We start from the raw sequence: 23307 nt of genomic DNA on the forward strand, positions 1-23307 counted from the left end.
GCCCTAGAAGTTGATGATGACCTGTTCCTGGTCGTCATCCTTGGAGCGGCGGGCTATCTCGCCTATGCACCATGCCCGCAGCTTGAAGGCCTGAATGCGATTGATCGCTTCTTCGGCCTGATCGGCGGGCACCACCAGCACATAGCCGATGCCGCCGTTGAATATTTGCAGAATTTCCGGCCAGCTGAGGTTGCCCGCTTCCTTGAGCCAGTTGAAGACGGGGGCCATCTGCCAGCTGCCAAAATGAATGCGCGCTTCCACCTGTGCGGGCAGTACACGGGGAATATTGTCGTAAAAGCCGCCGCCAGTGATGTGGGCCATGCCCTTGACGTTCATGTCGCGCAGCAGGGAGCGCACCGCTTCCACGTAGATGGTGGTGGGCGTCAGCAGCACATCGCCAACGCTGGCTCCATCCCCGCCGGGGAAGGGATCGGTGAGTGAAAGGCCGCTCTGGTCAAGCACCTTGCGGGCCAGGGAAAAGCCGTTGGAGTGCAGGCCCGAGGAGGCGATGCCGATGATCTTGTCGCCCACCTGAATGCCGGAGCCGTCAATGAGCTTGGCATTATCCACAATGCCCACGCAAAAACCGGCAAGGTCATACTCGCCTGGCGCGTACATGTCGGGCATTTCGGCGGTTTCACCGCCAAGCAGGGCGCATCCTGACTGGCGGCAACCTTCGGCCACGCCGCCAATGACGGTCTGGGCGGTTTCTACGTCAAGCTTGCCGGTGGCAAAGTAGTCAAGAAAAAATAGGGGGTTGGCACCCTGAACCAGAATGTCGTTGACACTCATGGCCACAAGGTCGATGCCCACAGTATCGTGCTTGTTGCAGGCAAAAGCCAGTTTGAGCTTGGTTCCCACACCATCGGTGGAAGAAACAAGCACAGGTTCGGTCATGCCGTTGAGGTCAGGCCGGAACAGGCCGCCGAAGCCGCCAATATCGGAAATGACGCCTCTGGTCTGCGTGCTCTGAACCATGCCTTTGATGCGTGAAACAAGAGTGTTTCCCGCCTCAATATCAACGCCTGCCTGAGTGTAGGCTTTTGCGCGGTCGCTGGACATCCGTTGCCTCCTTTGAATCTGCGCTACATAACATAGGTTCTTTCAAACCCCAAGCGACTTTTTGAGGCCCTGCCCGCGAGTTTTTTCATAGACCGGCTTGCTCGCCACTGCTAGAATAAAGCCGGAGGGGTAAGGAGCGTGCCATGCGTGGATATGCCGGATTGTATATTTTCTGCGCCGTACTGACGTTCGTTTGTTCCGGCGCGTCCCTTGCTGCGGATGGCGCTGCGGAATACCGCGCGCCTGTGTCGGGTGTGAAGCTTGGCCCCGTGCAGCCTGCTCAGCCTGAGCCGCCTGCTGCGCCAGGCCCGCCATCTGTAGAGAAGCCAGCTGCGTCGCAACTGCCTGGCCCGCAGCCAGGGCAATCGGTGGGCCAGCAGCCAAATCAGCAGCCAAATCAACAGGCGGGCCAACAGGTGGCTGGGCCGTCACCCGCTTTGCAGACTGCCGCTTCCGGGCAGCCGACCCCCTGGCCCAATGCGGGAGGCATGGCCCCCTATTCCTCTTTTGGTTCTCTGCCGGGGCCTGCGGACGCTCCTGCCCCCGCTCCTGCTCCCACTGCGGCTCCTGTGCCAAATCCTGCGGACGTGCCACCGCCAGCGCCTGCCCCGGGCTTTGCCCCCGAGTATGCGCCAGGTTATGGGCCTGGCTATGCGCCTTATCCTGCACCCGCACCCGGCTGGCAGGGACAGGGCGACAGCGTTGTTTCAGGCACAGGGCAGCTCCAGGGTGAAACTTTCAACGACAGGGGCATCGCGACCCAGTATCGGGATCCGCAGACTGGCGACATCGTTACCTCTGTGGTGCCGCCCGCTCCACCGGACCAGCAGAATTACGGCACTTTTTTTGTGGCTCCGCAGATTTACCCCGATGGCAACCACTGGGGGCCCAATCCGTATGGCCCCATGCCCAGACCCGGTGGGCCTTCGTGGCCGGGGCAGCAGAACATGCCCTCGGTTATCTGGCAGCCCGCGCCGCAGCCAGACCATAACAGGCATCGCCATGACGACAGGCGGCATGACGACAGACCTTATGATGATCGGCGCTATGACGATCGGCAGTATGATAATCGCCGGTATGATGACAGGCCACACGATGGTCGCTACGATGGCCCTCGCCGCGAGCAGCATGATTCGCGCGACGGTGGCTACAACGGGTCCAACAGGCCGCGCGACAACAGCCATGACCAGCGGGGAGATGACAGGTATAACCCGCGCCCCGGCAATCAGGGCGATTCACAGTATGACCCGCGCGGCGCCGACAGGGGCCGTGATGGAAGGGAGAGGCGTTGAGCATGCTTGCCGCGCTTTGGGATTCTCAGCCTGACGGAACTGTTGTGTGCCGTCTGTGCGCTCACCGTTGCCGCCTGCGCAAAGGGGCCAAGGGCATTTGCGGGGTGCGCGTCAACATGCGGGGAGAAATGGTTTCTCTGGTCAGCAGGGTCGTTACCGCTGCTGCCATGGATCCCATTGAAAAAAAGCCTCTTTACCATTTTTTGCCCGGCAGCAAGATTTTCTCTGTAGGCAGCGCCGGATGCAACTTTTCCTGCCATTTCTGCCAGAACAACAACATAGCCCACGTGCCGGAAAGCGGCATAGTGCCCGGCAAGCGCGCTGCGCCAGAAGATCTGCTGGCCTTGGCTCAGGCCAACCGCGCCCAGACCATGGCCTTTACCTACAACGAACCCACGGTCTTTTTTGAATTGCTTTACGAAACCGCAGGCATGGCGGCCAAAAAAGGCATACGCAGTGTGCTTGTGACCAACGGCTATATGTCCAAGGATTGCCTGGCGGCTCTGAGCCGGTGCATCTGCTCCGCCAATGTGGATCTGAAGTCATTCAGCGAAGCCTTTTACCATAAATATTGCGGCGGGCATCTTCAGCCTGTGCTGGAGAATCTGAAAGCCATCAAGAAACTTGGCTGGTGGCTTGAGGTCACTACTCTGGTTATTCCCGGCCTCAATGATGGACAGGCGGAAATGGAAGCGCTGGCAGCCTTTATCCGTGACGAGCTGGGGCCGGATACTCCGTGGCATGTGACGGGTTTTCACGGCGCGCATCTGATGATCGACCATCCGGACACGCCGCTGGCGACACTTGAGGCCTGTTGGCGCATCGGGCGCGAGGCCGGGTTGAATTATGTTTATATAGGAAATACGCGCAGCCCCTTGGGCAGCAATACGTTTTGCCCAGAGTGCAATGCGCTGGTTATTGAACGGAACGGATACGACACGCGGGTGCTGGGCGCAGAAGGCAAGTGCCCCAAGTGCGGCGTGCAGATCCCGGGAGTCTGGAAATAATGATTCTTGTGTATACTGGTGACGGCAAAGGAAAAACCAGCGCATGCGTGGGGCAGACCGTGCGCGCCCTGGGGCAGAATCTGGTTGTAGCCTTTGGGCAGTTCATGAAACGTGATGGGCAGGCGGGCGAGCAGGCCATGCTTGCCAAACTGCTGGGAGAGCGCTTTTTTGCCGGTGGGTTGGGCTTTTTGCGTACCGATGCAGAGCGCCCCGCGCACCGTGAGGCCGCCCTGCGGGTACTCGGCTGGGCTCGCGAGCAGCTCGAGCAGGCAGACATGCTGGTGCTGGATGAAAGCCTGTATGCCCTGAGCGCCGGGATACTTGGGCAGCAGGAGCTGGAAGAACTCATGGCGCTGGCACGCGCCAGGGATTGTCATCTCGTGCTGTCTGGCCGCAGTGCGCCAGAATGGCTCGTGGATGCGGCAGACCTTGTGACCTCCATGACCGAAATCAAGCATCCTTGGCGCACGGGCGTCAAAGCCGCTCCGGGCATAGAATTTTAGCCTCTGTGGTTGCCTTTCTGGGTATGTTCGCCAGTATTTGCAAAAGGAATTCGGGTATATGTCTGTGTTGACCATCTATGTGGCCGGGTCTTTCAAGCACAAGCACGGAGTGCGCCTTCTGGGGCGCGAGCTGCGGGGCATGGGCTGCCGCATGCTGGACTGGACAGACAAAGCCGTGCCGCCGTCAGGGCTGACCCCCGCCGAACGGCGCATCTGGATGGACACCGACCGTGACGGCGGCGAGGTCTACGCCTTTTGCCACAATGCCTGCCTGACAGCGGACATGGTCATCTATTACGGCGCGTCAGGCCAGGATGCCGGGGTGGAAGTGGGGCTGGCCGCCGGGGCTGGAGTCCCTGTGCTCGGTATACGCGGCCCGCTGGAAGGGCCGGGCCTGATGCTGCACGGGGCTGTCAGCGGTTGGGTTGACAGCGTGGAAGAAGCGCTGGACGTTGTGGCTGCCTTGCTGGCCTATGCCGATGCCGACTGGAGAAATTTTGAGGCCGAGCCGAACCCGGTGTTGCGCCACATGGGTGCGAAGCTGCGGGAGCGGGCTGATAAAAAATATAGTAATTCAGCCGATAGTTAACGCCTTTTTTCGAAACGGGCATCACCGTTTTCCAGCTCTGCTGCGCGCGTCCACCCAAGGTGGGCGTAGAAGCCAGCGGCACGGCTGCTCCCATCTGTTTCGAGCCAGATCATCTCATGCCGGGCAAGTAGAAACGCCTCCACCTTCGCCAGCAGATGCTTGCCCACGCCTTTATTCTCCCACTCCGGGCGCACAAAAAGTGCAAAAACGCTGCCATCTTCCTCATCCGCCATGGCAAAGCCCACGGTCACGCCTTCCGCTTCGGCAATCCATGTGCATTCAGCCTCGCTGATAATGCTGCCAATGCTTTCTTCAGTAATGCCCATATGTCTGAGCTGTTCAAAAGACAGGTGATTTTCGCGCACGTTGGTGCGGATGGCAAAGATATCGTTGATGTCAGCGGTAGTGGCTGGCCGGATGGTCATGATTGCACCTGAGCAAGGTTTGGTTGGTTCGCAGTAAGTGGGGAGTCGATGGCGGAAGCGCAGAACCTTGGCGGCATTCTCCGTTGCCCCTTTTGCGTGGGTGGTTCAGAGATATCAAAATAAGAGTATTGTCATATATCTGCCAGTCCAAAGTTGCAGAATTGATTGCGAATTATTGATATAATGTCAATGACTTCTTTTCTGTTTTCGCCTTTCCGCAAATAGCAGGATATATCAATGAAATTATCGCTGGAGCGTATTGGAATATACACGTAGCCAGGGATGATTGAATTGACAATACCGCGTGGAAAAATCCCCACATGTGATCCTGTTGCGATGGTTGCCAGTGCGGCAACGTATCCATTTGCTCTAAAGCCGATGAGCGGCGTGAATCCTGCATTTTTGCACATGGCCGCCAGGGTGCTGCTGTAAAAGGGAAAGAATTTTTCAGACAGAACCACAAACTGGTCGTCTTTCAGCTCGCCTAGGTTAAGCATCTTTTTTCCCGAAAGCCGATGCGCTGCCGGAATGACCGCAAACAACTCAGCCTTGTGCAGTGTTATCTGTTCAAGACCATCACAGTTGTCTGTGTCTGCGCCCCGCGTGATTGAAATATCAATATGATTGTTCTTCAACGCTATAAGCTGTCTTTTTGCATTGAATTCATGGAATCTGATGTAATCCATTCTGAAATTCGCGTAACGCAACTGTTCAATAAGGTCGAAAATCATAATGCTTGGGCAAAATCCAATGTTTATGACGCATTTTTTGTGTGAATTTTTTAAGTCTGATATTGCTTCATGAATCGATGAAATGATTTTTGTGGCGAGTTTGTAGAATTTTTTGCCATCATTTGTGAGAATCATGCCATCTTTTGTTCTTGAAAACAGTGGAGATCCTACAATATTCTCTATTTCTTGTACTATCCTTGTTACTGAGGGCTGAGACAGGTGTAACATGTGCGATGCTTTTGAAATGCTTCGTGCGGATGCAACCATCATTAATGTTTTAAGATGTCTTATTTCCATGATCGTACCTGGTGCATCAAGCGTTTGCCTTTGCAGTTGAGAGTCTGGCTATCAATAAATAAGCATCAAATTAGAAAGTAGAGTATTTTCTCCATTTTTTGGATTAATAATTTATTCACATATTATTTTATAGTATATAATTATTTTTGCATGACAGTATATATCACTATGGGACTTGAATCAATGTTAGACTCAAATATTTACGGTGTGCATGCGGCATGCAAAAATAATATTTTACTTATTAGTATTGATCATCTAGTGCATTAAAGTAAGAAAAGGTGTTAGAGGGTGTATTGTAAAGAGATTGGACGTGAAATAACCCTGTATATACATTATATACTGTTTGAGTGCGATATTGCTGAAATACACACTATTGTCCATGTATATGCAGCACTTTCATCAATAAAAATGGCAGACTGGAGATTTTGACGTGAGGTCATGCCCTTTTGGGCACTAAAATAACGTGCATCGATGCGGGGTTTAAAACATGCGGTTGTCCACAAAACTTATCTTGTCATTTGCTGGCATGATTATTGTTATTTTGGCGATTTCAACATCATCCATGATCAGTACTTCAAAATTGGATGAAAGTATTGATGATGTTGATAAAGCGTATATTCCTGCTGTGATAGCCGTTGGTGATATGCATTTAAATTTTTGGACAGTGAGAGCAAACCTGACAACTATGCTTCTTGCGCGCGAAGTATCTGCCGCTGCGCGGTATGACTCAATAATCAAAGAGTCCCTGCAAAAAATTGCAGAGGATCAAAAAAAATATATTGAATATACAGCGTTGTTTGATGGGGACATTGCTGCCCAGGCAAAAAAGCTGATCCGGCAGATAGATGATATCTCAGAAGGTATGGGAATTATAAGAAGAAATTCAACAAAGCTGGTTGCTGAAGGAAAATTTGACGAGGCGACAGCCCTGTTCTCCGCAGAATACGGTCCCCAGTTTCGCAAGCTTGCCCCTGTCTATGCGGAGCTGGTCAACCTGACGACCAGGAGCTGCAAGGAAAATATGGTTGACGCCATAGCACTTGGCGCAATGGCAAAAAACACCGGTTTGGTGCTCAGCCTGCTTGCTGTCGCCATCAGTATAATAATTACCTATCTGCTGACGCGCAGCGTTATGCGGCAATTAGGCAAAGACCCTGGGCAGCTGAATGCACTGGCCCGCCGCGTTGTTGATGGGGATTACGAGATTGCTGACGGCAGTGCCAGAATTGGCGTCTATGATTCAATTGTATCAATGGTTGAGTCGCTTAAAGCCAACATGGAAAAGGCTCATAATGAGTCGCTGAACGCCCAGAATCAGGCTGCAAAAGCCACAGAGGCCATGCGCAATGCCGAGGAATCCGGCAAGATTGCCCAGTCAAAATCCAGCGCAATGCTGGCGGCGGCAGCGCAACTGGAAGAAGTGGCCCATGCGGTCAGCTCTGCCTCAACGCAGCTTTCTGCCCAGATAGAACAGGCCGACAGGGGCGCAGTGCAAACTGCGCAACGGCTGGGTGAAGCAGCTACCGCCATGAACGAGATGAATGCCACCGTGCAGGAAGTTGCCAAAAATGCTGGTGCGGCGTCATCCGCATCGGCAGATACCAAGGCGAAGGCCGAGCACGGGGCCACGATTGTGGGCAACTCGCTGGAGAGTATCCAGCTTGTGCACCGCCTCTCGATGGAGCTGAAAGATGACATGGCGCAACTGAATGGGCATGCGCAGGATATTTCACAGATCATGACGGTCATTTCCGACATCGCCGACCAGACCAATCTGCTGGCCCTCAATGCTGCCATCGAAGCGGCGCGGGCAGGCGAGGCCGGGCGCGGTTTTGCCGTGGTGGCTGACGAAGTGCGCAAGCTTGCAGAAAAAACCATGGCTTCAACAACGGATGTTGGGCGGGTGATCCGTTCCATTCAGGAAAGTACCACGAAAAGCCTTGTTTCAATGGATAATGCCGTCGAGCAGGTCAATACTGCTACGGAGAGCGCCAGCCTTTCTGGGCAGGCCCTGAGCGAAATTGTTGTCACCGCTGATGTTACAGCCGATCAGGCCAATGCCATTGCCACGGCCAGTGAGCAACAGTCTGCCGCCAGCGAAGAAATCAATCAGACAATTATTGAAGTTAATGAAATGTCGCGCCAGACAGCCGAGGGAATGGCCGAAGCTGCCAAGGCTGTGAGTGATCTGGCAGTGCAGGCGGGCAAGCTTGCAAGCCTTATTTCTGAAATGCGCGACAGTTAGGCCTGTAAGGATTATTGAAATCAATTTGCCAGAATGCTGAGTTTGTTGCGGGGGCGCTCCGTTAAATGGTGTGCCCCCATTCTGAAAGCAGAAAATTACCCCGCTAGTGAACCCCGCATTTTTTGCCTTTTTCAGACCGGTTTTTCCATCCTCCGCAAAGAGGCCACGTTGCTTGTCCGCTTGCGAAAAAGCAGGCAGCGCAACTCCCTCGTCTGTTAGGCTTTGCTGAAATCTTGTCTTCTACATTGAGTGGTGCCAATGGAGTCAGTTCACCTTTACAGTTTACTGTCTGGTTTTTCGCGGGCGCTTGGGCTTGTTTGCCAAGAACTGACAGAACACAATCTGCGTGTGGCCTATCTGGCGCAGGTGTTGGCAGAGCATTGCGGCCTGGATCATCAGGAAAGAAAATACCTGCTTATTGCAAGCATGCTGCATGAGATCGGGACTATCCCGCTGAAGGATGGCCTGACCAATTTTGTTTTTGAAAAAGAAGATTATTGCGTGGCTGGCTGGGTTTTTTGCAGAACAGCCAAGCTTCCTGAAGATGTTTGCAACATGGTTCTGCTCAGAAAGACTCCGTGGAAAGAGCTGACACCGCAGGAAGATAACGCCATCAGCGCAAACTATATTTATTTTGCCGATGCTGTTGATGCTGAAATGCTCGCCCACCCGGATGCGAGCTTCTCCCATCTGGCGATTGCGATGGAAAAGAAAGCGGGTAATTTTTCTTACATCTGGCGTAATGCCTTTGCTCACATAGCAAAAAACAAAGCCATTGCTGCTGCGTATCAATCATCCGGGGAGATGGATGCGTATTTGAGCAACGAATTTTGTAAAGACATCCTTTCAACCCAAAATCTCTTGATTTTGTGCGATCTGTTTTCTCAGATTATTGACTCAAAAAGTCCGTTCACTGCAACGCATTCGCATGGCGTTGCCCATACTGCGCAGGAAATACTCAAGCTGACTGGCCTCGCATTTGGCGAAGATTACCTGACGATCTACATTGCGGGGCTCTTGCACGACATAGGCAAGTTGGCTGTTCCTGTGGATATTCTTGAGAAACCGGGGGTACTTTCTGCTCAAGAGCGGCATGAAATAAAGCAGCATGCCGAGATTGGGATACAGCTTCTTGATTCAATCCCCGGTTTTCACTGTGTTTGCGATTGGGCCGGAATGCACCACGAGAGGCTGGATGGAAAAGGGTATCCGTATGGTCTGGGAGCAGCAAAGCTCACCTTGCCAATGCGCGTTATGGCTGTGGCTGATGTGTTTACCGCTTTGACGGAGAGCCGCCCGTACCGGGGCGGCATGGATCTGACCAGTGTGGTTGCCTGCATGTCGGCTATGGCGGTTAACAAGCAGCTTGATGCGGATATTGTAGCCCTGGTTGTAAAGAATGCGTTGCAGATCAATCAGGTGCGGTCCAGAGCGCAGCGCGATGCGGCTGCAAAATTTCTTGCCATGCGCAAATTGTGCGCCTGGACTAGCGCCTAGGGCAGGTTTGTGCAGCAATCGGAACGTAAAATGCTTACCGGCGAAAGAGATTCGTCGGTAAGCATTTATTAAAGGGAAAAGTCCTGACTATATGCGCCGTGGCTGTCAGCCACGAGTGCTGGAATTATCCGTTTCCTACATCTGCCTACGGCAGCTCGCGCGACTCAACATCACCTGAGCCCCCGGAGCTGTTTGCTCCGCTGGAAACCGGGGTGCTGCTTGGGCTGCCGGAAGGTTCCATGCTGCCGTCCATGGGGCTCACGCCAGTGGCATGCTCCGGCTGCATGTTGTCAAGCTGGCCCGCCTTTTGGGGGAACATAAGGTAGCTTGTTACGCCTGTTACTCCAGCAACGCCGCGCGCGGCCTGGATGGCGAGCTGCTTTTCCGCATCATCCCTTACCACGCCAAGCAGCACCACACGCCCGGAGTTCACTTCCGTATCTATGCGGGTGGAAGAGAGCCCCTTGGTGGAAATAAGGTCTTTGCGCAGCTTGGTGGCCAGCACAAAGTTGCTGGTGTCGCTGGTGGCGGGGGTGAACCAGTGGGTCGTGACCGAGCGGGGCTTGTAGCGGTTGGCTATGGTCACAGCCTTGCCCTGCATGGTGTCGGGTATTTCACCCACAAGGAAGACATGCCCGTAAAAACTGTATACCGCAACAGACCAGCCACCAGAGAAGCTTTCGTCAAGCAGCGCCGTCTTGATTTTGGCAGAGAGTTCCTTGTCATCAGACATGGTGCCCATCAGGCGCTGGTCGTCATAGATGGAATAGCCGGTGTATGCGCAACCGTTGAGCAGGGTGACGCAAAGCAGCAGCAATAGAAGCGCCAGTCGTTTCATGGAATCCTCCTGAAACCCGCGTTGCGGGCGAAGCGTCTTAACGTAGTCGATCAGCTTTTTTTGCAGGCAGCAAGCATGGCACGCCCGCAAAAGGAGCGGAATTTTTTTATTCTTTTTCGCGGCGGATACGCGCGCCAACGGCATTAAGCTTGTGCTCGATGCTCTCATAGCCACGGTCGAGGTGGTAGATGCGCCGCACTTCGGTAACGCCCTTGGCCGCAAGACCTGCCAGAACTAAGGACGCGCTGGCACGGAGGTCGGAGGCCATCACCGGCGCGCCGGTGAGCTTCTGCACACCGCGTACCATGGCCGTGTGACCGGAAACCTTGATCTGCGCGCCCATGCGCATGAGTTCAAGCACGTGCATGAAGCGGTTTTCAAAAATGCTTTCTTCCACAACGCTGGCCCCTTCGGCAAGGCACATGAGCGCCATCAGCTGGGCCTGCATGTCTGTAGGAAAGCCAGGGTAGGGCTGGGTTTTTACATCCGTGCCGCGCAAGGGGCCAGCGCAACGCGCCAGAACGCCCTCGGGGGTGTTGGTGATCTCCATGCCCATACTGCGCAGCTTGAGAATGACGGCTTCAAGGTCTTTAAACGGACAGTTGCGCAGCATCAGTTCGCCGCCAGTAATGCCCGCTGCCACGAGGAAGGTTCCCGCCTCGATGCGGTCGGGCATAACGGGGTATTCCCCATCGTGCAGGGAGGTAACGCCCTGAATGCGGATGACAGACGTGCCATGGCCTTCGATTTTTGCGCCGCAGGCCCGCAAAAAGTTTGCGAGGTCAACAATTTCTGGCTCGCGGGCGGCGTTTTCAAGCACGGTTTCGCCATCTGCAAGAGCTGCGGCCATGAGCAGGTTTTCCGTGCCGCCCACTGTGGGCATGTCAAAGGAAATGTGCGCGCCCTTGAGCTGGCGGCAGCGGCCAATGATATAACCTTCCTCAAGCTGAAAGCTGGCGCCCATCTGCTCCAGCCCCTTGAGGTGCTGGTCTACGGGGCGAGCGCCAATGGCGCAACCGCCGGGCAGGGCTACGCGCGCCTGACCAATGCGGGCCAGCAACGGGCCAAGGCACAGAACTGAGGCGCGCATGGTGCGCACCAGATCGTACGGAGCTTCCGGCAGTAAATTGCCGGGCTGCACCTGTACCCGATGATCGTTGTATTCGCAGGTGCAGCCCAACATGTTCAGGAGCTTGATGGTGGTATGTATATCGCGCAGGTTGGGCACATTGGTGATGGTGACCGGCTCTGACAGCAGAATGCAGGCAAAAAGAATGGGCAAGGCCGCATTTTTGGAGCCGCTGACCTCAATGCCGCCAGTAAGCGGAACGCCGCCTTCAATAACCAGTTTGTCCATGGAGTGTCCCCGAAAAAATGTTTGACGCCGATGCAAGCCCCCTGCTCTCAAAGCAGGCACGCTGCACAGGGCTTGCGAAGCGGGCAAGTGGCCTGGCGAGCGGATTTTTGCCACTCAGCAAAGTCGCGGACGCAAGTGTAGATACTTTTCTAGATAAAATCCAGATGGAGCTGTGTTGAAAAAATGCTTGCCAAACTAAAATAACCTGCTTATAAGAATTTTCCCGTGGCGGAAGTAGCTCAGTAGGTAGAGCACCTGGTTGTGGCCCAGGTGGCCGTGGGTTCAAGTCCCATCTTTCGCCCCACAATTTTCCCGCGCCGCAACGGCGCGGGTTTTTTTTCGGAGCGTGGCGCAGCCTGGTAGCGCACCTGCTTTGGGAGCAGGGGGTCGAAGGTTCGAATCCTTTCGCTCCGACCATTTATCCAAGATAAAGGGATAGTCAGACGCAAGTCTGACTATCCCTTTTCTGCGTTGAATGGGGTCGCCCAAAGTGGAGATTGGCAGAATTTTTTTTAAATTCCGAACTATCGATATCGATTTAAATTTGTCGCGAACCATCGCCAAGGTTGAAAAAAATTATCAGCGATTCAATGACGTGCGAATGTTGGATAATTTGTGCAATTTTTTTTGGATGTTAATTGATATTTTTGTGGTAAATAATGTAAAATTATATTTTTCATGTTAAATGTGTCTATGATGTTCACAAATCGCAATGCTTAATTGTTTATTTATATGAATTTCTATATGATGTTTTATTAGAAATTTTTTTATGACCAGCATAAATATTTGTTAGAATCCTCCGATCTATTATTGATGAAATCTGCATTGTTCCACGTTGCTGAATATATGTTTTGATGAGCATGACGGAGGGGATGTTATGGGCAAAATTTCTACAATGCAAAAACTTTTTGGTTTGTGTTTGCTGCTCTCACTATTTCCAGTTGCAATTGGTGGATACGCTGTAACAAGTTTGCAAAAACTTACGTTTGACTTAAATACACTTTATACTGTTCATATGAAAGGGTTAGATCAAACACGTGCATTAAATATAAAAGTTTTGCGTATTGCACAAGATGAGAAGAATCTAATCATCAGCGACGGCGAACAAGAGATAGAAAAGTATTTGCAGATTCTGAATAACGAATACAAAGAGTACGATAGTATTCTACAGGATTTGCCTAAATATTTCGTTACAACACGTGGCTATGAACTGCTTGCAAGCATTAATGCTGCTGCAAAAGAGTGGCGCGCCGCCCATGATCGGGTGGTTGAACTGGGCAGGAATGTTGACCCGGCCGCCAATAAAGAAGCGCAAAAGCTTTCGTCTACCCTTGGCAATGACAAGCAGCGCGTTCTTGCCCAGACAATCCAGACAGTTGTTGACTCCAAAATCAATACTGCCAAACGTCTTAATGATTCCAGTGCGGCCATGTACAAGCAGGCTTTTTGGATTACAGTGGCAGGCATTGCCATGTCGGTGCTTGTAGGGCTGTGCGCAGGGTATTTTCTCGCACGGAATATGCTGCGTCAGCTTGGCGACGAGCCAGCATCGCTTTCTGATCTTGCACTTGAGATTGCCGGTGGAAACTTGAACGCGCAGTTTAATCCCCGCCGATCAGAAATTGGCGTGTTTGGGGCCATGAAGCAGATGGTCGCCACACTGAAGTCAAAGATTGCTGAAGCCGATCAAAAAAGCCTTGAGGCCAAGGAAGAATCTGATCGAGCACAAAAAGCGACGGTGGAAGCTGAAGAAGCCCGAAAGCAAGCTGAGCGGGCCAAGGCCGAGGGCATGCTTCAGGCTGCGCAGCAGCTTGAAGGGGTTGTTCAGGTCGTATCCTCTGCTTCAGCAGAACTTTCCACGCAAATTGAACAATCCAGTCGTGGGGCTGATGAACAGTCTAACCGTGTGCGTGAAACCGCAACCGCCATGGAAGAAATGAACGCCACAGTTCTGGAAGTTGCACGCAATGCTCAACAGGCCGCTGACATCTCTCATCAGGCACGGCAGCAGGCCCAGGAAGGCTCTAAAATTGTCACTGATGCCGTTAAAAGTATCGAATCTGTTCACTCCCAATCTATTGCCATTAAGGCAGACATGGACGCTTTGGGTAAGCAGGCAGAAGGCATCGGGCAAATTATGGGTGTGATTGCCGATATTGCTGATCAAACAAACCTGCTGGCTCTGAACGCCGCCATCGAAGCCGCTCGTGCCGGTGATGCCGGGCGTGGTTTTGCTGTGGTTGCCGATGAAGTGCGCAAGCTTGCTGAAAAGACCATGACCGCTACCCAAGAGGTAGGGCAGGCCATCACAGGTATTCAGGAAGGTACGCGCAAGAATATCCACAACGTGGAGCTGACTGGTGTGTCCATTGAAGAAGCCGCAAGGCTTTCAGTCACGTCTGGTGAATCGCTCAAGCAGATTCTGGAATTTGTCAACATGGTCAACGACCAGGTTCAGTCCATTGCAACGGCTAGTGAGCAGCAATCCGCAGCAAGCGAAGAAATCAATCATTCTGTGGAACAGGTAGCAACCATTTCGTCTGAAACTGCTCAGGCCATGGAGCAGGCCTCCAGGGCTGTGGCTGACCTTGCGCAGCAGTCCCAAGCATTACAGCGACTTATTGGTCAGATGAAGAAGGGATAACCCTCTCAGCCCGTGTATTCAAAAGGCCGCTCAGGAATGGGCGGTCTTTTTTGTTTGATGAGCTGTTTCTATTTGGACTTTACGTCACCCGAAGAGGCTCAGTTGCTTGAGGGCCTGCTTCTCTTCAAACGTATTCAGGTATTGAAAAATCTGCGCAGGATCATGCATGATGCCATGCTGCAAGCAGTAATGGCGGAAAAAGTCCATCAGGTATTTGTTGTTTGGACTGCTCAATATGTATTGCGTGCCGTAGGTGCGAATGTATCTTTCCTTCATTCCAGGAAAGTGCCGATCAAGCTGGCTATAGAAGTATTGTCTGTTTCCCTGGCGAAGCGTCATTCCCATGCCAAAGTTGATGATGCCGCGCACCTTGGCCTCTGCGCAGTACTCCAGAATCCCCGCAATATTTTCTTTTGTATCATTGATGAAGGGGAGTATGGGGCAAAGCCATACCACAGTAGGTATTCCTGCATCGCGCAAGCGGAGCAGAACGTTAAACCGTTCCTTTGTGGCACTTACGTTGGGTTCCAGTTTTTTGCACAACTCTTCATTGTATGTGGTCAGGGTTATCTGAACAACACATTTGGCCTTATCATGTATTTTTTGAAACAGGTCGATGTCGCGCAATATTCGATCTGACTTTGTGATCACGGTAAAGCCGAAACCATACTCATATATCAGCGACAAGGCCTTTCTGACATTTCCGATTTCCATTTCTGCCGGAATGTATGGATCCGTCATGGAGCCTGTGCCAATCATGCACTTTTTGCGTTTGCGCTGAAGGGCGTTATCAAGCAGCTCTATGGCGTTTTCCTTCACTTCTATATCTTCAAATTCATGCTCCATGCCATAGCAGGCGCTGCGCGAATCGCAATAGATACATCCATGCGAACATCCGCGATAGATATTCATGCCGTTTTTAGCGGATAAAATTCCCTTTGCTTTCACAAAATGCATCTGTTTGTTTCCGTCTGGCTGCTGTGCAACGAGCTGTTTCATCTTGACGAGTCGCGCAGTTCTTAACCATATGCGCCAGCTATCCCATCTGTCGGATTCTTCTTCGCTGGTGTGGCAGCCGATCGGCGCAGAGTTCGTCCTTAGGGCTAATCTACTGTCCCGCAGGGCCGTTGCTGAAGGATTTGACAAGCGTTTTTTTTTCATGGCTGTCGCGGGCCTTTGTGGGCGGGCTTTGTTTGTCCATTGGCGTCAAACGAAAAAGTTGCCCGCGCGAGGTGTTCTCGACATGCCCCTGAAAAACCGTGCCCGCGCGTTGCGCATTGCCTTTCAAGTCAAGGGCGAGGCCGGTTTCCTGATTGGTGAGAGTGTAAAATTCTCTCTTTGCAATGACCTTCCAGCGCTGATTTTTGCCGCCGTGCCAAGGGAATATGATGATGGGAACGCCATTGTATTTTTTGCTTTCAGATGAATCCAACACCATTGCCCGTTTGGGCGCAATAATTTTGTAGAAGTCGTTGCCGAGGTGCTCAAAGCGCCATATGCCCGCCTGCTCGTTCTGCCCAAGTGCAACCCGCTCTCTCACTGTCATGCCGCTGGAAACTACTGCCAGATTGCTGTCTGCCATCTGAACAAGGTAGTCGCCATCCGCAATTATAGCGGCAAGGGCGGTTTACGGAAAAATAAGGCACACGGTCAGCAGTATAATCAGCCTGGAGTATGCGGCAATGCCTGAAGCTTTTTTTATGACTTTCAGCGTGTTCTTCATGGGGCCTCATTGCTGGGCAAAGTGCCGTTTGTGTGGCTGCCGTGACAGGGAAGAAGGGCAAGTGGGCAGATCATATAACCAGCATCGGGCCCTGCAAGTATCTGTATGGTATTTAGCCCAGTTTTAATAAACGGGTCTAGCCATTTGTTGCATCTAGCCACCTAGTTGTGCTGTCTATGCCGATAGCTGCCCAAATACCTTTGGCAATGCCTTGGGTAAACTGTCTTAACGATTTTGTTCTGATTAAAAAATAATTTATTCTTTATAGCAGGCTGTTGCTGAAAAAAGCTTGTCAATTTTTTCGTGAGGTAGTTTATTCCTGACATAATTTTTTATAGTAAATAAGAAAGTATTGTATGATTTAATATTGTAAGAAGTATCTGAATTGTGAAGATGTACAAGTGTTGTATTTGCAAATGGGCAGCAGCATTTGATTGGAGAATTTTTTTGGATAGCCGATGATTTCATATACGTTATGTTGCTGAAAATTTCGGAGAATAATTAATAAAACTTTTTTATGAATTTATTATTTTCAATTTAAATTTAAAAATATATTTTTAGATAAGATATATTTTTAAAAATTCCCCTAAACGTATATTGGTGCTTGCCGAATATATAATAATATCGATTTTTGTGGGGGCGGATGAATGATTCACGCTTTATGACGCACGCATAACAAGGAAGGAACGAACATGTCTAAAATTTCAACTATGCAAAAATTGTTTGGATTAAGTTTGTTGCTTTCACTGTTTACGGTTGGTGTAGGAGGCTTTAGCGTAAATGAGTTAGGTAATATATCTGATGATGTGGATGAGCTGTATTCAGTTCACATGCGGGGGCTTGATCTTGCCAGAGCCATAAACATCACTGTGCTGCGCATTGTACGTAGCGAAAAAAATCTCATCATAAGCACAACGGATGAAGAAAATAACAAACAGCTCAAATCGCTTGCTGATGAATACATCGTTCTTGATAACTACCTAAAAGAAATACAAACATACTTTGTTTCTGCAGAGGGGCAAATGTTCCTTGCAAAGATGTTTGACGTGATCAAAGAATGGCGGGACGTTCACAATAAGACCGTTGAGCTGGGTAAAACCACAGACCCAATCATGAATGCCAAGGCGCAGTCGGTTTCTTTAACTGCAGGCATGGAAAAGACGCGTAAACTATCAACGACGATTCAGGATGTAGTTGAGACAAAGATTGATTATGCGCGCAAGGTCAGCCAGCAAAGCAAGGCTGATTTTGTGCTTGCCAGAAATATTACCGTGGGCGGGGTTGTGCTGTCCTTGCTGTTTGGCACCGGACTGGGATATCTGCTGGCCCGCAATATGCTCCGCCAGCTTGGCGATGAACCCGACTCCCTTTCCAATCTTGCCCTGCGTATTGCTGGCGGCGACCTCAACGCGCAGTTTAATCCCAACCGAAGTGAAATTGGCGTTTTTGGCGCCATGAAGCAAATGGTTGCAACCCTCAAGGGTAAAATAGCCGAGGCCGATCAAAAGAGCCAGGAAGCCAGGGAAGAATCTGAACGCGCCCAGCAGGCCACCCTTGAGGCGGAGGATGCACGGAAGCAGGCAGAGCGCGCCAAGGCCGAGGGCATGTTGCAGGCCGCCCGGCAGCTTGAGGGCGTAGTTGAAATAGTCACCTCTGCATCAGAGGAACTGTCCGCACAGATTGAGCAGTCCAGCCGTGGGGCGGATGAACAGTCGAGCCGTGTTCGCGAAACAGCCACGGCTATGGAAGAAATGAACGCCACCGTGCTTGAGGTGGCAAAAAATGCGCAGCAGGCGGCGGACGTCTCCAGTCAGGCGCAGAAGCAGGCTCTTGAAGGCGCAAAAATAGTCAGTGATGCCGTCAAGAGTATAGAATCTGTACATAACCAGTCGCTGTCCATCATGGAAGACATGAACGCTCTGGGGCAGCAGGCAGAAGGTATCGGCCAGATCATGAGCGTTATCGCCGATATTGCCGACCAGACAAACCTTTTGGCGCTCAATGCCGCCATTGAAGCCGCTCGCGCCGGTGATGCCGGGCGCGGATTTGCCGTGGTTGCCGATGAAGTGCGCAAGCTTGCTGAAAAAACCATGACCGCGACGCAGGAAGTGGGGCAGGCCATCAGAGGCATTCAGGAAGGCACAAAAAAGAATATTGATAATGTGGATAAGTCTGCAGAATCCATTGAAGAAGCCACAAAACTTTCAATCCGTTCCGGTGAATCGCTGAAGCAGATTCTGGAAAACGTGCACACGGTCAACGATCAGGTTCAGTCCATAGCCACAGCCAGCGAACAGCAGTCGGCTGCCAGCGAGGAGATCAATCATTCGGTGGAGCAGGTTGCCACAATTTCGTCAGAGACCGCGCAGGCCATGGAGCAGGCAGCAAAGGCAGTGGCGGATCTGGCGGAGCAGTCTCAGGTGCTTCAGGGGCTTATCCGCGACATGAAAAGTCAGGGTTAGCCAGATACTCTGGCAGAAGGCCGCTCAGTTTACGCGGTCTTCTGCCAAAGCAAGGGATATGTGGTGCTACATCATTTCATTGAGGCCTTGCAGGTGGATTTTTGATCCAGCCACAAGCAGCACATCGCCCGCCTGAACTACCGTGTCAGCCCTGGTTTTTTGCAAAATAGGGCTATCCTGGCTTTTAATGGCGAGGATAATGACATCATGCGATCTGGTCAGGGCAGCTTCCGCCAGGCTTTTGCCCACAAGGGGCGATGTGTCCGAAACCAGAAATTCATCGAGCAGCACTTCATCGTTGGTGTTGCTGCGGTGCATGAAGGATTCAACCAGGGGCCGCTGAATGGCCTGGGCGATGGATTGGCCGCCGATCATGTGCGGCAGTATGACGCGGTTGGCCCCTGCGGTTTTGAGCTTGCTGATATGGCGGTTATCGCTGGCGCGTGAAACAATGTAGAGATCGGGGTTCATGGATCGGGCAGAGAGCACCACGTACACGTTGGCGGGGTCGTTAGACATGGAGGCCACAAGAGCCTTTGCCCTGTCGAGTCCAACACGCATCATCACGCTGTCTGATGTTGCATCGCCAAGCACAAGAAAATAGCCAGCGCTCTCGATTTCTTCTGCTTTCTTGTCATCGGTTTCAACCACCACCACGTCAACGCCGTCTGCGGCCAGTTCCGCAGCCACTACCCGGCCCACCAAACCGTAACCGCACAAAATGCAATGGTCCGAAAGTGCCGCAATTGCCTTGTCCACTCTGCGCCTCCGCATCATTTGAAAAACGCGCCCTTCTGAAGCCAATTGCACAAAATAACCAATGAGAAGTGCAAAATAGACTACGCCAGAAATAATAACAGCACTGGTAAGCAGCTTTCCCTGCTCGCTCAGAGGGTGTACTTCACCGAATCCGATCGTTGAAAGGGTAATAAGCACCATGTAAAAACCGTCAGACAGCGGCCAGCCTTCAATGTATTTATACCCTAGGCTGCCAAGTATAAATATGACAAAGAGGACTGTGCCATTAATCATTAACGGCCAGAATATGCCCATGCGCTGTCTAATGCGCAATAGTCTTATATAGAGCTTCTTTTTCAATCATTGCTCCATGTTGTGGCAGCTAAAAACATCTTGTTGTGAGCTTGTTGCCGTAAGTGCAATTACGCCATCGTCGGCAAGCAAGTTTGATTTGCTGGTGTGCTAAGTGATTTACGAGCGAATCCTCCAGAATTCAACAGAATATGAAGCAGATTTGAAATATTTTTATCTTTTTGTGCAAAGCGTAAAAAAGGTCTGCAAAACATGGCTGCGGAATGTTGTTTTAAATGATTGCCTGCTGATGCGAAATGTCCTGCAGTGAGCTCTTTTGTAGTGATTAATAACGCAAAAAAACGAATGATAATTTTTGGCTAATAGATTTAATATACTGATATTTTTTGCTGTTTGCTGAACGGTTGTTAAGATTTTTTTGAAGGTGTTTTTTTTTGACAAATCGGTTCTCTGTAGAATTAGATAGCTGAATAGTTTGAATTAATATCTAAAGGTTTTGATGTTTGCCAGTTTGTGAATAAAAAGGATAATTAAATACGATTTTTGCATGTTACATTTTTGTTTTGAATTGTTTTATATTTATTTACGATAATTATTTTGTTAAAAAAAATTAAATTGAATTATATCAGTTGAGAGCACCGCGCTCTTAAATGGCTGATTTTTGATGTGATTTTTAGTTTTTATATTATATCTATGTACATTGATGTAGTTTTGTTTAATTTATTCATTTCTCTGCTTGTCATGAATTGTAAAAATCTGGGAGTTTATTTGTGTTATGGCAATCATTTGGGGCTATTTTTTATTTTTACAGTAGTAATGTGCGATAAATGGTGGTTGAAGCGCGAGCGCATCCCTAAATATGGATGGGCATATTCTCTAGACACTATTTATCTTGCCCTCCTTACGCTTCGAGCGCCTCGGTTTGATTGTGGTGTCATTTTTCGTTTATTGGGTTGACACAAATTGCTTTATCGAAATAGTGTTGGTGCTGAATCTTTATAGTTCAAAAGTTTTTTAACTTAATATATCGCGGAGTGAAGATGGACGATTTTTTGAAGGGTGCTTTGGAGATTTCCAAGGCTCAGGCTGGCGTCAGGGTTATGAGCGCGGAAGAAATAACGGCCTTTGTCCAAAAGGTTGCTGGCAGCATCAGGGCTGTTGCCATGGGCGAAGCCACTGGCGAACCCGATTTTGATGGGGCTGTTCTTGAAGCCAGAAAATCGATCAAGGAAAAGAGCGTTACCTGCCTTGAGTGTGGTAAGAGCTTCAAGATTTTGACTAAACGTCACTTGGCTACACACGGCCTCTCTACAGAAGAATATCTTGAAAAGTGGGGCTTTAAAAAGGGTACCCCTCTTGCCTGCAAGGCCTTGCAGCGCGAGCGCCGCAAAAAAATGAACGACATGAAGCTGTGGGAACGGAGAATGACCGCCAAGAAGTAATTCTGCGGTCTGTCTGTCAGCAGTCTTGTTTTTGCATTCTCCGCCTTATCGGGCAGGGAAAGAAGCGGCCCACTTGTGGGCCGCTTCTGTTTGGGACACCGGTTAGGCTTTTGCGGGCAGTTTTTGCATTTTTTTTGGGTTTGGCGCATAATTACCAAGGCTTGCAGCACACCAAACTGCCGGGTAATTCCGGAAAAGGGCAAGGGCTTTCATGAGCACAGCAAAAGCGCTACGCCGCGCCATTTTTTTGGATCGAGACGGCACCCTGAATCACGATACTGGTTATATTCACCGCAAGGAAGACTGGCAGTGGCTGCCTGGTGTGGTTGAAACCCTCAGGCGCTTTCATGCAGTAGGGTACCTGCTTGTGGTGGTGAGCAACCAGTCGGGGCTGGCGCGCGGCATGTTCAGCGCGGACGATCTGCGCGCTCTGGAAGCATGGGTTAATGAAGATCTGGCGGCGCACAACGCCGTTATCGATGCGTGGTACTATTGCCCACATCTGCCGGAGGTTACTGGTCCTTGCAACTGCCGCAAGCCAGAGCCGGGCCTCATCCTGCAAGCCGCTGCCGATTTGAATATTGATCTTGCGCGCTCCTGGATGATTGGCGACCGTGTGCGCGATATGGAGGCCGGGCTGGCCGCCGGGTGCAGTTGCGTGCTGTTGCGCCCCCCGGTGGGCGCGTATGAAGATAACGTACCCGTGCCGGAAGGCGTAAAGGTGGTGCCGCATCTGCCTGCCGCCGGGGTGCATATTCTTGCGCCTGAGATGCGGGCGCACAGGCTCTCCCGCCTGCCTGGCGGCTGTGGCGCGCACTGTGGGGGAAAGCACAGCTCCGATAGCTCCGGCCTCCCCGGCAGTGGTGGTTCTGGCTGTGCGGGCGGGGCTGGCAAAGGATAATTTTTATTTACAGGCAGGCCCGAAATTTTAGCCCTACGCGCCTGTAGATGCAGCAAGGCCCCTGTCTGACGGAAGCTGCGGTTGGTGCAGTTCTTTCAGATAGAGGCCTTTGCGGAAAATTTTAATGCGTGGGGGGAGCGGCGTCAGTGTGGCAGGCAGCCGTGTGCCCGCCTTTGCCGCGCGGCTGGCCGCATCAGGTGTATTGCGGCTCGTTTTCCTTGATAATCTGAAAGGCTTTCATGGCCTTGATGGTGCCGGGGAGGCCTTGATACTTGGTCACTCCGGCAACCGTGCAGTTGAGCATGTCTTCGTGATCGGTATCCAGAACGATAATATCGCCCACCTGCATGCGCAGCAACTGGTTGCCCGTGATAGTGGTGCGGCCAAAATGTACCTTCATCTCCACCGGGGTTTCCAGCAGACGTTCTTTAAGGCGCGCCACCCATGCGTGGTCAACTTCGAGGCGTTCGGTCTGAAAGCTTGCATGCAGCTTGGAACGAATGGGTTCAATGGTGGCGTAGGGCAGGCAGATGATCATGGAGCCGAGCGCCGTGTCCAGCTCGACTTCAAAGGTGATGACCACCACAACGTCGCTGGGGGGCACAATGGCGGCGAACTGCGGATTGATTTCGCTGCGCACCAGCTCAAGCTTTACGTCATGCACAGGCCGCCACGATTCTTCCATGTTCTCCAGCGCGATTTTGACAATCTTGTCCACCACGGCCTGCTCAATGCGCGTAAATTCGCGTCCCTCAACCTTGGGCTGGGAGCCAGCGCCGCCAAACACGTTTTCCACCAGGGCAAATACCAGACGCGAATCAACAACCATGATGGCATTGCCGCGCAGGGGATCCATTTTGAAAATATTGATGGAGGTGGGTACCGGCAGCGAGCGCATAAACTCGCCGAACTTGGTCATATCAATGGATATGGGGTTCAGCTCCACGCGCTTGCGCACAGAGTTTGAAAGGGCGTTGGTGCAAAGCCGCGAAAACCGGTCGTTAACGATTTCAAGCACGGGCATGCGCCCGCGGATGATGCGATCCTGATTGGCAAGGTCAAAGGACACAATGCCGGAATCGTCTTCCTGCGTTTCCGTTTCGTTTTCGATTTCCCCGCCGGAAAGCCCGCGCAGCAGGGCATCAACTTCGTCTTGCGCCAGAACTTTATTCATACCAGCCTCGGAACAGTCGTGAAAATGTGTGTTGCGGCGTGTTTTTCCGCACACGACCACGCAGTTGG

Annotated in this window: 19 protein-coding genes, 2 tRNA genes and 1 pseudogene; 12 read left to right on the forward strand and 10 right to left on the reverse strand. The window is 51.5% G+C overall.

Annotated features, from left to right (window positions below; genetic code table 11):
- Positions 1-3: 3 nt before the first annotated feature.
- Complete coding sequence (gene purM / locus RDK48_RS08445; protein ID WP_298992025.1) at positions 4-1062, reverse strand: phosphoribosylformylglycinamidine cyclo-ligase; 1059 nt, start codon at positions 1060-1062, stop codon at positions 4-6.
- 143 nt (positions 1063-1205) lie between these two features.
- Between purM and RDK48_RS08450 the strand changes: the two genes are divergently transcribed.
- The 4 genes from RDK48_RS08450 to RDK48_RS08465 are packed head-to-tail and all read left to right on the forward strand — an operon-like array spanning position 1206 to position 4453.
- Positions 1206-2354, forward strand: coding sequence for a hypothetical protein (locus tag RDK48_RS08450; protein WP_298992022.1), 1149 nt, complete (start codon positions 1206-1208; stop codon positions 2352-2354).
- 2 nt (positions 2355-2356) lie between these two features.
- A complete protein-coding gene (amrS, locus tag RDK48_RS08455; protein ID WP_298992017.1) occupies positions 2357-3361 on the forward strand; it encodes an AmmeMemoRadiSam system radical SAM enzyme in 1005 nt (334 codons plus the stop codon).
- On the forward strand, positions 3361-3864 hold the full coding sequence (locus tag RDK48_RS08460) for a cob(I)yrinic acid a,c-diamide adenosyltransferase (protein ID WP_298992014.1): 504 nt from the start codon (positions 3361-3363) through the stop codon (positions 3862-3864). Before amrS ends, RDK48_RS08460 begins: the two co-directional genes overlap by 1 nt.
- A gap of 58 nt (positions 3865-3922) precedes the next feature.
- Positions 3923-4453 (forward strand): translation initiation factor 2, encoded by a 531-nt coding sequence (locus RDK48_RS08465; protein ID WP_298992011.1) that lies wholly within the window; start codon positions 3923-3925, stop codon positions 4451-4453.
- Here the strand turns inward: RDK48_RS08465 and RDK48_RS08470 are convergent.
- Together RDK48_RS08470 and RDK48_RS08475 are read right to left on the reverse strand one after the other, a co-directional pair.
- Positions 4450-4878, reverse strand: a complete 429-nt coding sequence (locus RDK48_RS08470) for a GNAT family N-acetyltransferase (RefSeq protein ID WP_298992008.1) — start codon at positions 4876-4878, stop codon at positions 4450-4452. The genes RDK48_RS08465 and RDK48_RS08470 overlap by 4 nt on opposite strands.
- 131 nt (positions 4879-5009) lie before the next feature.
- Positions 5010-5906 carry a LysR substrate-binding domain-containing protein gene (locus tag RDK48_RS08475; RefSeq protein ID WP_298992005.1) on the reverse strand — a complete coding sequence of 299 codons (897 nt, stop codon included), beginning with the start codon at positions 5904-5906 and terminating at the stop codon, positions 5010-5012.
- A gap of 487 nt (positions 5907-6393) precedes the next feature.
- Between RDK48_RS08475 and RDK48_RS08480 the strand changes: the two genes are divergently transcribed.
- Both RDK48_RS08480 and RDK48_RS08485 read left to right on the forward strand, forming a co-directional pair.
- A complete protein-coding gene (locus tag RDK48_RS08480; protein WP_298992002.1) occupies positions 6394-8151 on the forward strand; it encodes a methyl-accepting chemotaxis protein in 1758 nt (585 codons plus the stop codon).
- A 258-nt stretch (positions 8152-8409) separates the two neighbouring features.
- A complete protein-coding gene (locus RDK48_RS08485) occupies positions 8410-9648 on the forward strand; it encodes an HD domain-containing phosphohydrolase (RefSeq protein WP_298991999.1) in 1239 nt (412 codons plus the stop codon).
- 145 nt (positions 9649-9793) lie between these two features.
- Here the strand turns inward: RDK48_RS08485 and RDK48_RS08490 are convergent, their stop codons facing one another.
- Positions 9794-10486: a BON domain-containing protein gene (locus RDK48_RS08490; RefSeq protein WP_298991995.1), complete on the reverse strand. Its 693-nt coding sequence runs from the start codon at positions 10484-10486 to the stop codon at positions 9794-9796.
- Positions 10487-10592: 106 nt separating this feature from the next.
- Entirely contained in the window at positions 10593-11843 is a 1251-nt protein-coding gene (gene murA, locus RDK48_RS08495) for a UDP-N-acetylglucosamine 1-carboxyvinyltransferase (RefSeq protein ID WP_192112350.1), read from the reverse strand.
- Between the two features lie 228 nt (positions 11844-12071).
- Between murA and RDK48_RS08500 the strand changes: the two genes are divergently transcribed.
- From RDK48_RS08500 to RDK48_RS08510, 3 genes are all read left to right on the forward strand, one after another.
- Positions 12072-12147, forward strand: a tRNA-His gene (locus tag RDK48_RS08500).
- Between the two features lie 36 nt (positions 12148-12183).
- Positions 12184-12260: transfer RNA gene (locus RDK48_RS08505), tRNA-Pro, on the forward strand.
- Positions 12261-12720: 460 nt separating this feature from the next.
- The gene (locus RDK48_RS08510) at positions 12721-14487 is read left to right on the forward strand and encodes a methyl-accepting chemotaxis protein (RefSeq protein ID WP_298991990.1); all 1767 of its coding nucleotides are present in this window, start codon (positions 12721-12723) and stop codon (positions 14485-14487) included.
- 84 nt (positions 14488-14571) lie between these two features.
- Here the strand turns inward: RDK48_RS08510 and RDK48_RS08515 are convergent, their stop codons facing one another.
- Together RDK48_RS08515 and RDK48_RS08520 are read right to left on the reverse strand one after the other, a co-directional pair.
- Positions 14572-15648 (reverse strand): radical SAM protein, encoded by a 1077-nt coding sequence (locus RDK48_RS08515; protein WP_298991987.1) that lies wholly within the window; start codon positions 15646-15648, stop codon positions 14572-14574.
- Positions 15596-16069, reverse strand: a complete 474-nt coding sequence (locus tag RDK48_RS08520; RefSeq protein WP_298991984.1) for an RICIN domain-containing protein — start codon at positions 16067-16069, stop codon at positions 15596-15598. Before RDK48_RS08520 ends, RDK48_RS08515 begins: the two co-directional genes overlap by 53 nt.
- Before the next feature lie 851 nt (positions 16070-16920).
- On the opposite strand from RDK48_RS08520, the gene RDK48_RS08525 reads away from it, so the two are divergent.
- Positions 16921-18672, forward strand: a complete 1752-nt coding sequence (locus RDK48_RS08525) for a methyl-accepting chemotaxis protein (RefSeq protein ID WP_298992173.1) — start codon at positions 16921-16923, stop codon at positions 18670-18672.
- 66 nt (positions 18673-18738) lie between these two features.
- On the opposite strand, the gene RDK48_RS08530 is transcribed toward RDK48_RS08525, so the two are convergent.
- Together RDK48_RS08530 and RDK48_RS14950 are read right to left on the reverse strand one after the other, a co-directional pair.
- Positions 18739-19431 (reverse strand): TrkA family potassium uptake protein, encoded by a 693-nt coding sequence (locus RDK48_RS08530; RefSeq protein ID WP_298991981.1) that lies wholly within the window; start codon positions 19429-19431, stop codon positions 18739-18741.
- A 51-nt stretch (positions 19432-19482) separates the two neighbouring features.
- A pseudogene (locus RDK48_RS14950) lies at positions 19483-19725 on the reverse strand (potassium channel family protein); the annotation flags it as partial.
- A 1037-nt stretch (positions 19726-20762) separates the two neighbouring features.
- Here RDK48_RS14950 and RDK48_RS08535 point away from each other — a divergent pair.
- A complete protein-coding gene (locus RDK48_RS08535) occupies positions 20763-21164 on the forward strand; it encodes a MucR family transcriptional regulator (RefSeq protein ID WP_192112355.1) in 402 nt (133 codons plus the stop codon).
- A 211-nt stretch (positions 21165-21375) separates the two neighbouring features.
- Positions 21376-22065 (forward strand): D-glycero-beta-D-manno-heptose 1,7-bisphosphate 7-phosphatase, encoded by a 690-nt coding sequence (gmhB, locus tag RDK48_RS08540; RefSeq protein ID WP_298991976.1) that lies wholly within the window; start codon positions 21376-21378, stop codon positions 22063-22065.
- 193 nt (positions 22066-22258) lie between these two features.
- Here the strand turns inward: gmhB and fliM are convergent, their stop codons facing one another.
- Positions 22259-23239 (reverse strand): flagellar motor switch protein FliM, encoded by a 981-nt coding sequence (gene fliM, locus RDK48_RS08545; protein WP_022657872.1) that lies wholly within the window; start codon positions 23237-23239, stop codon positions 22259-22261.
- Positions 23240-23307: the final 68 nt, after the last annotated feature.

The sequence above is a fragment of the uncultured Desulfovibrio sp. genome, assembly GCF_902477725.1.
Taxonomy (GTDB): Bacteria; Desulfobacterota; Desulfovibrionia; order Desulfovibrionales; family Desulfovibrionaceae; genus Desulfovibrio.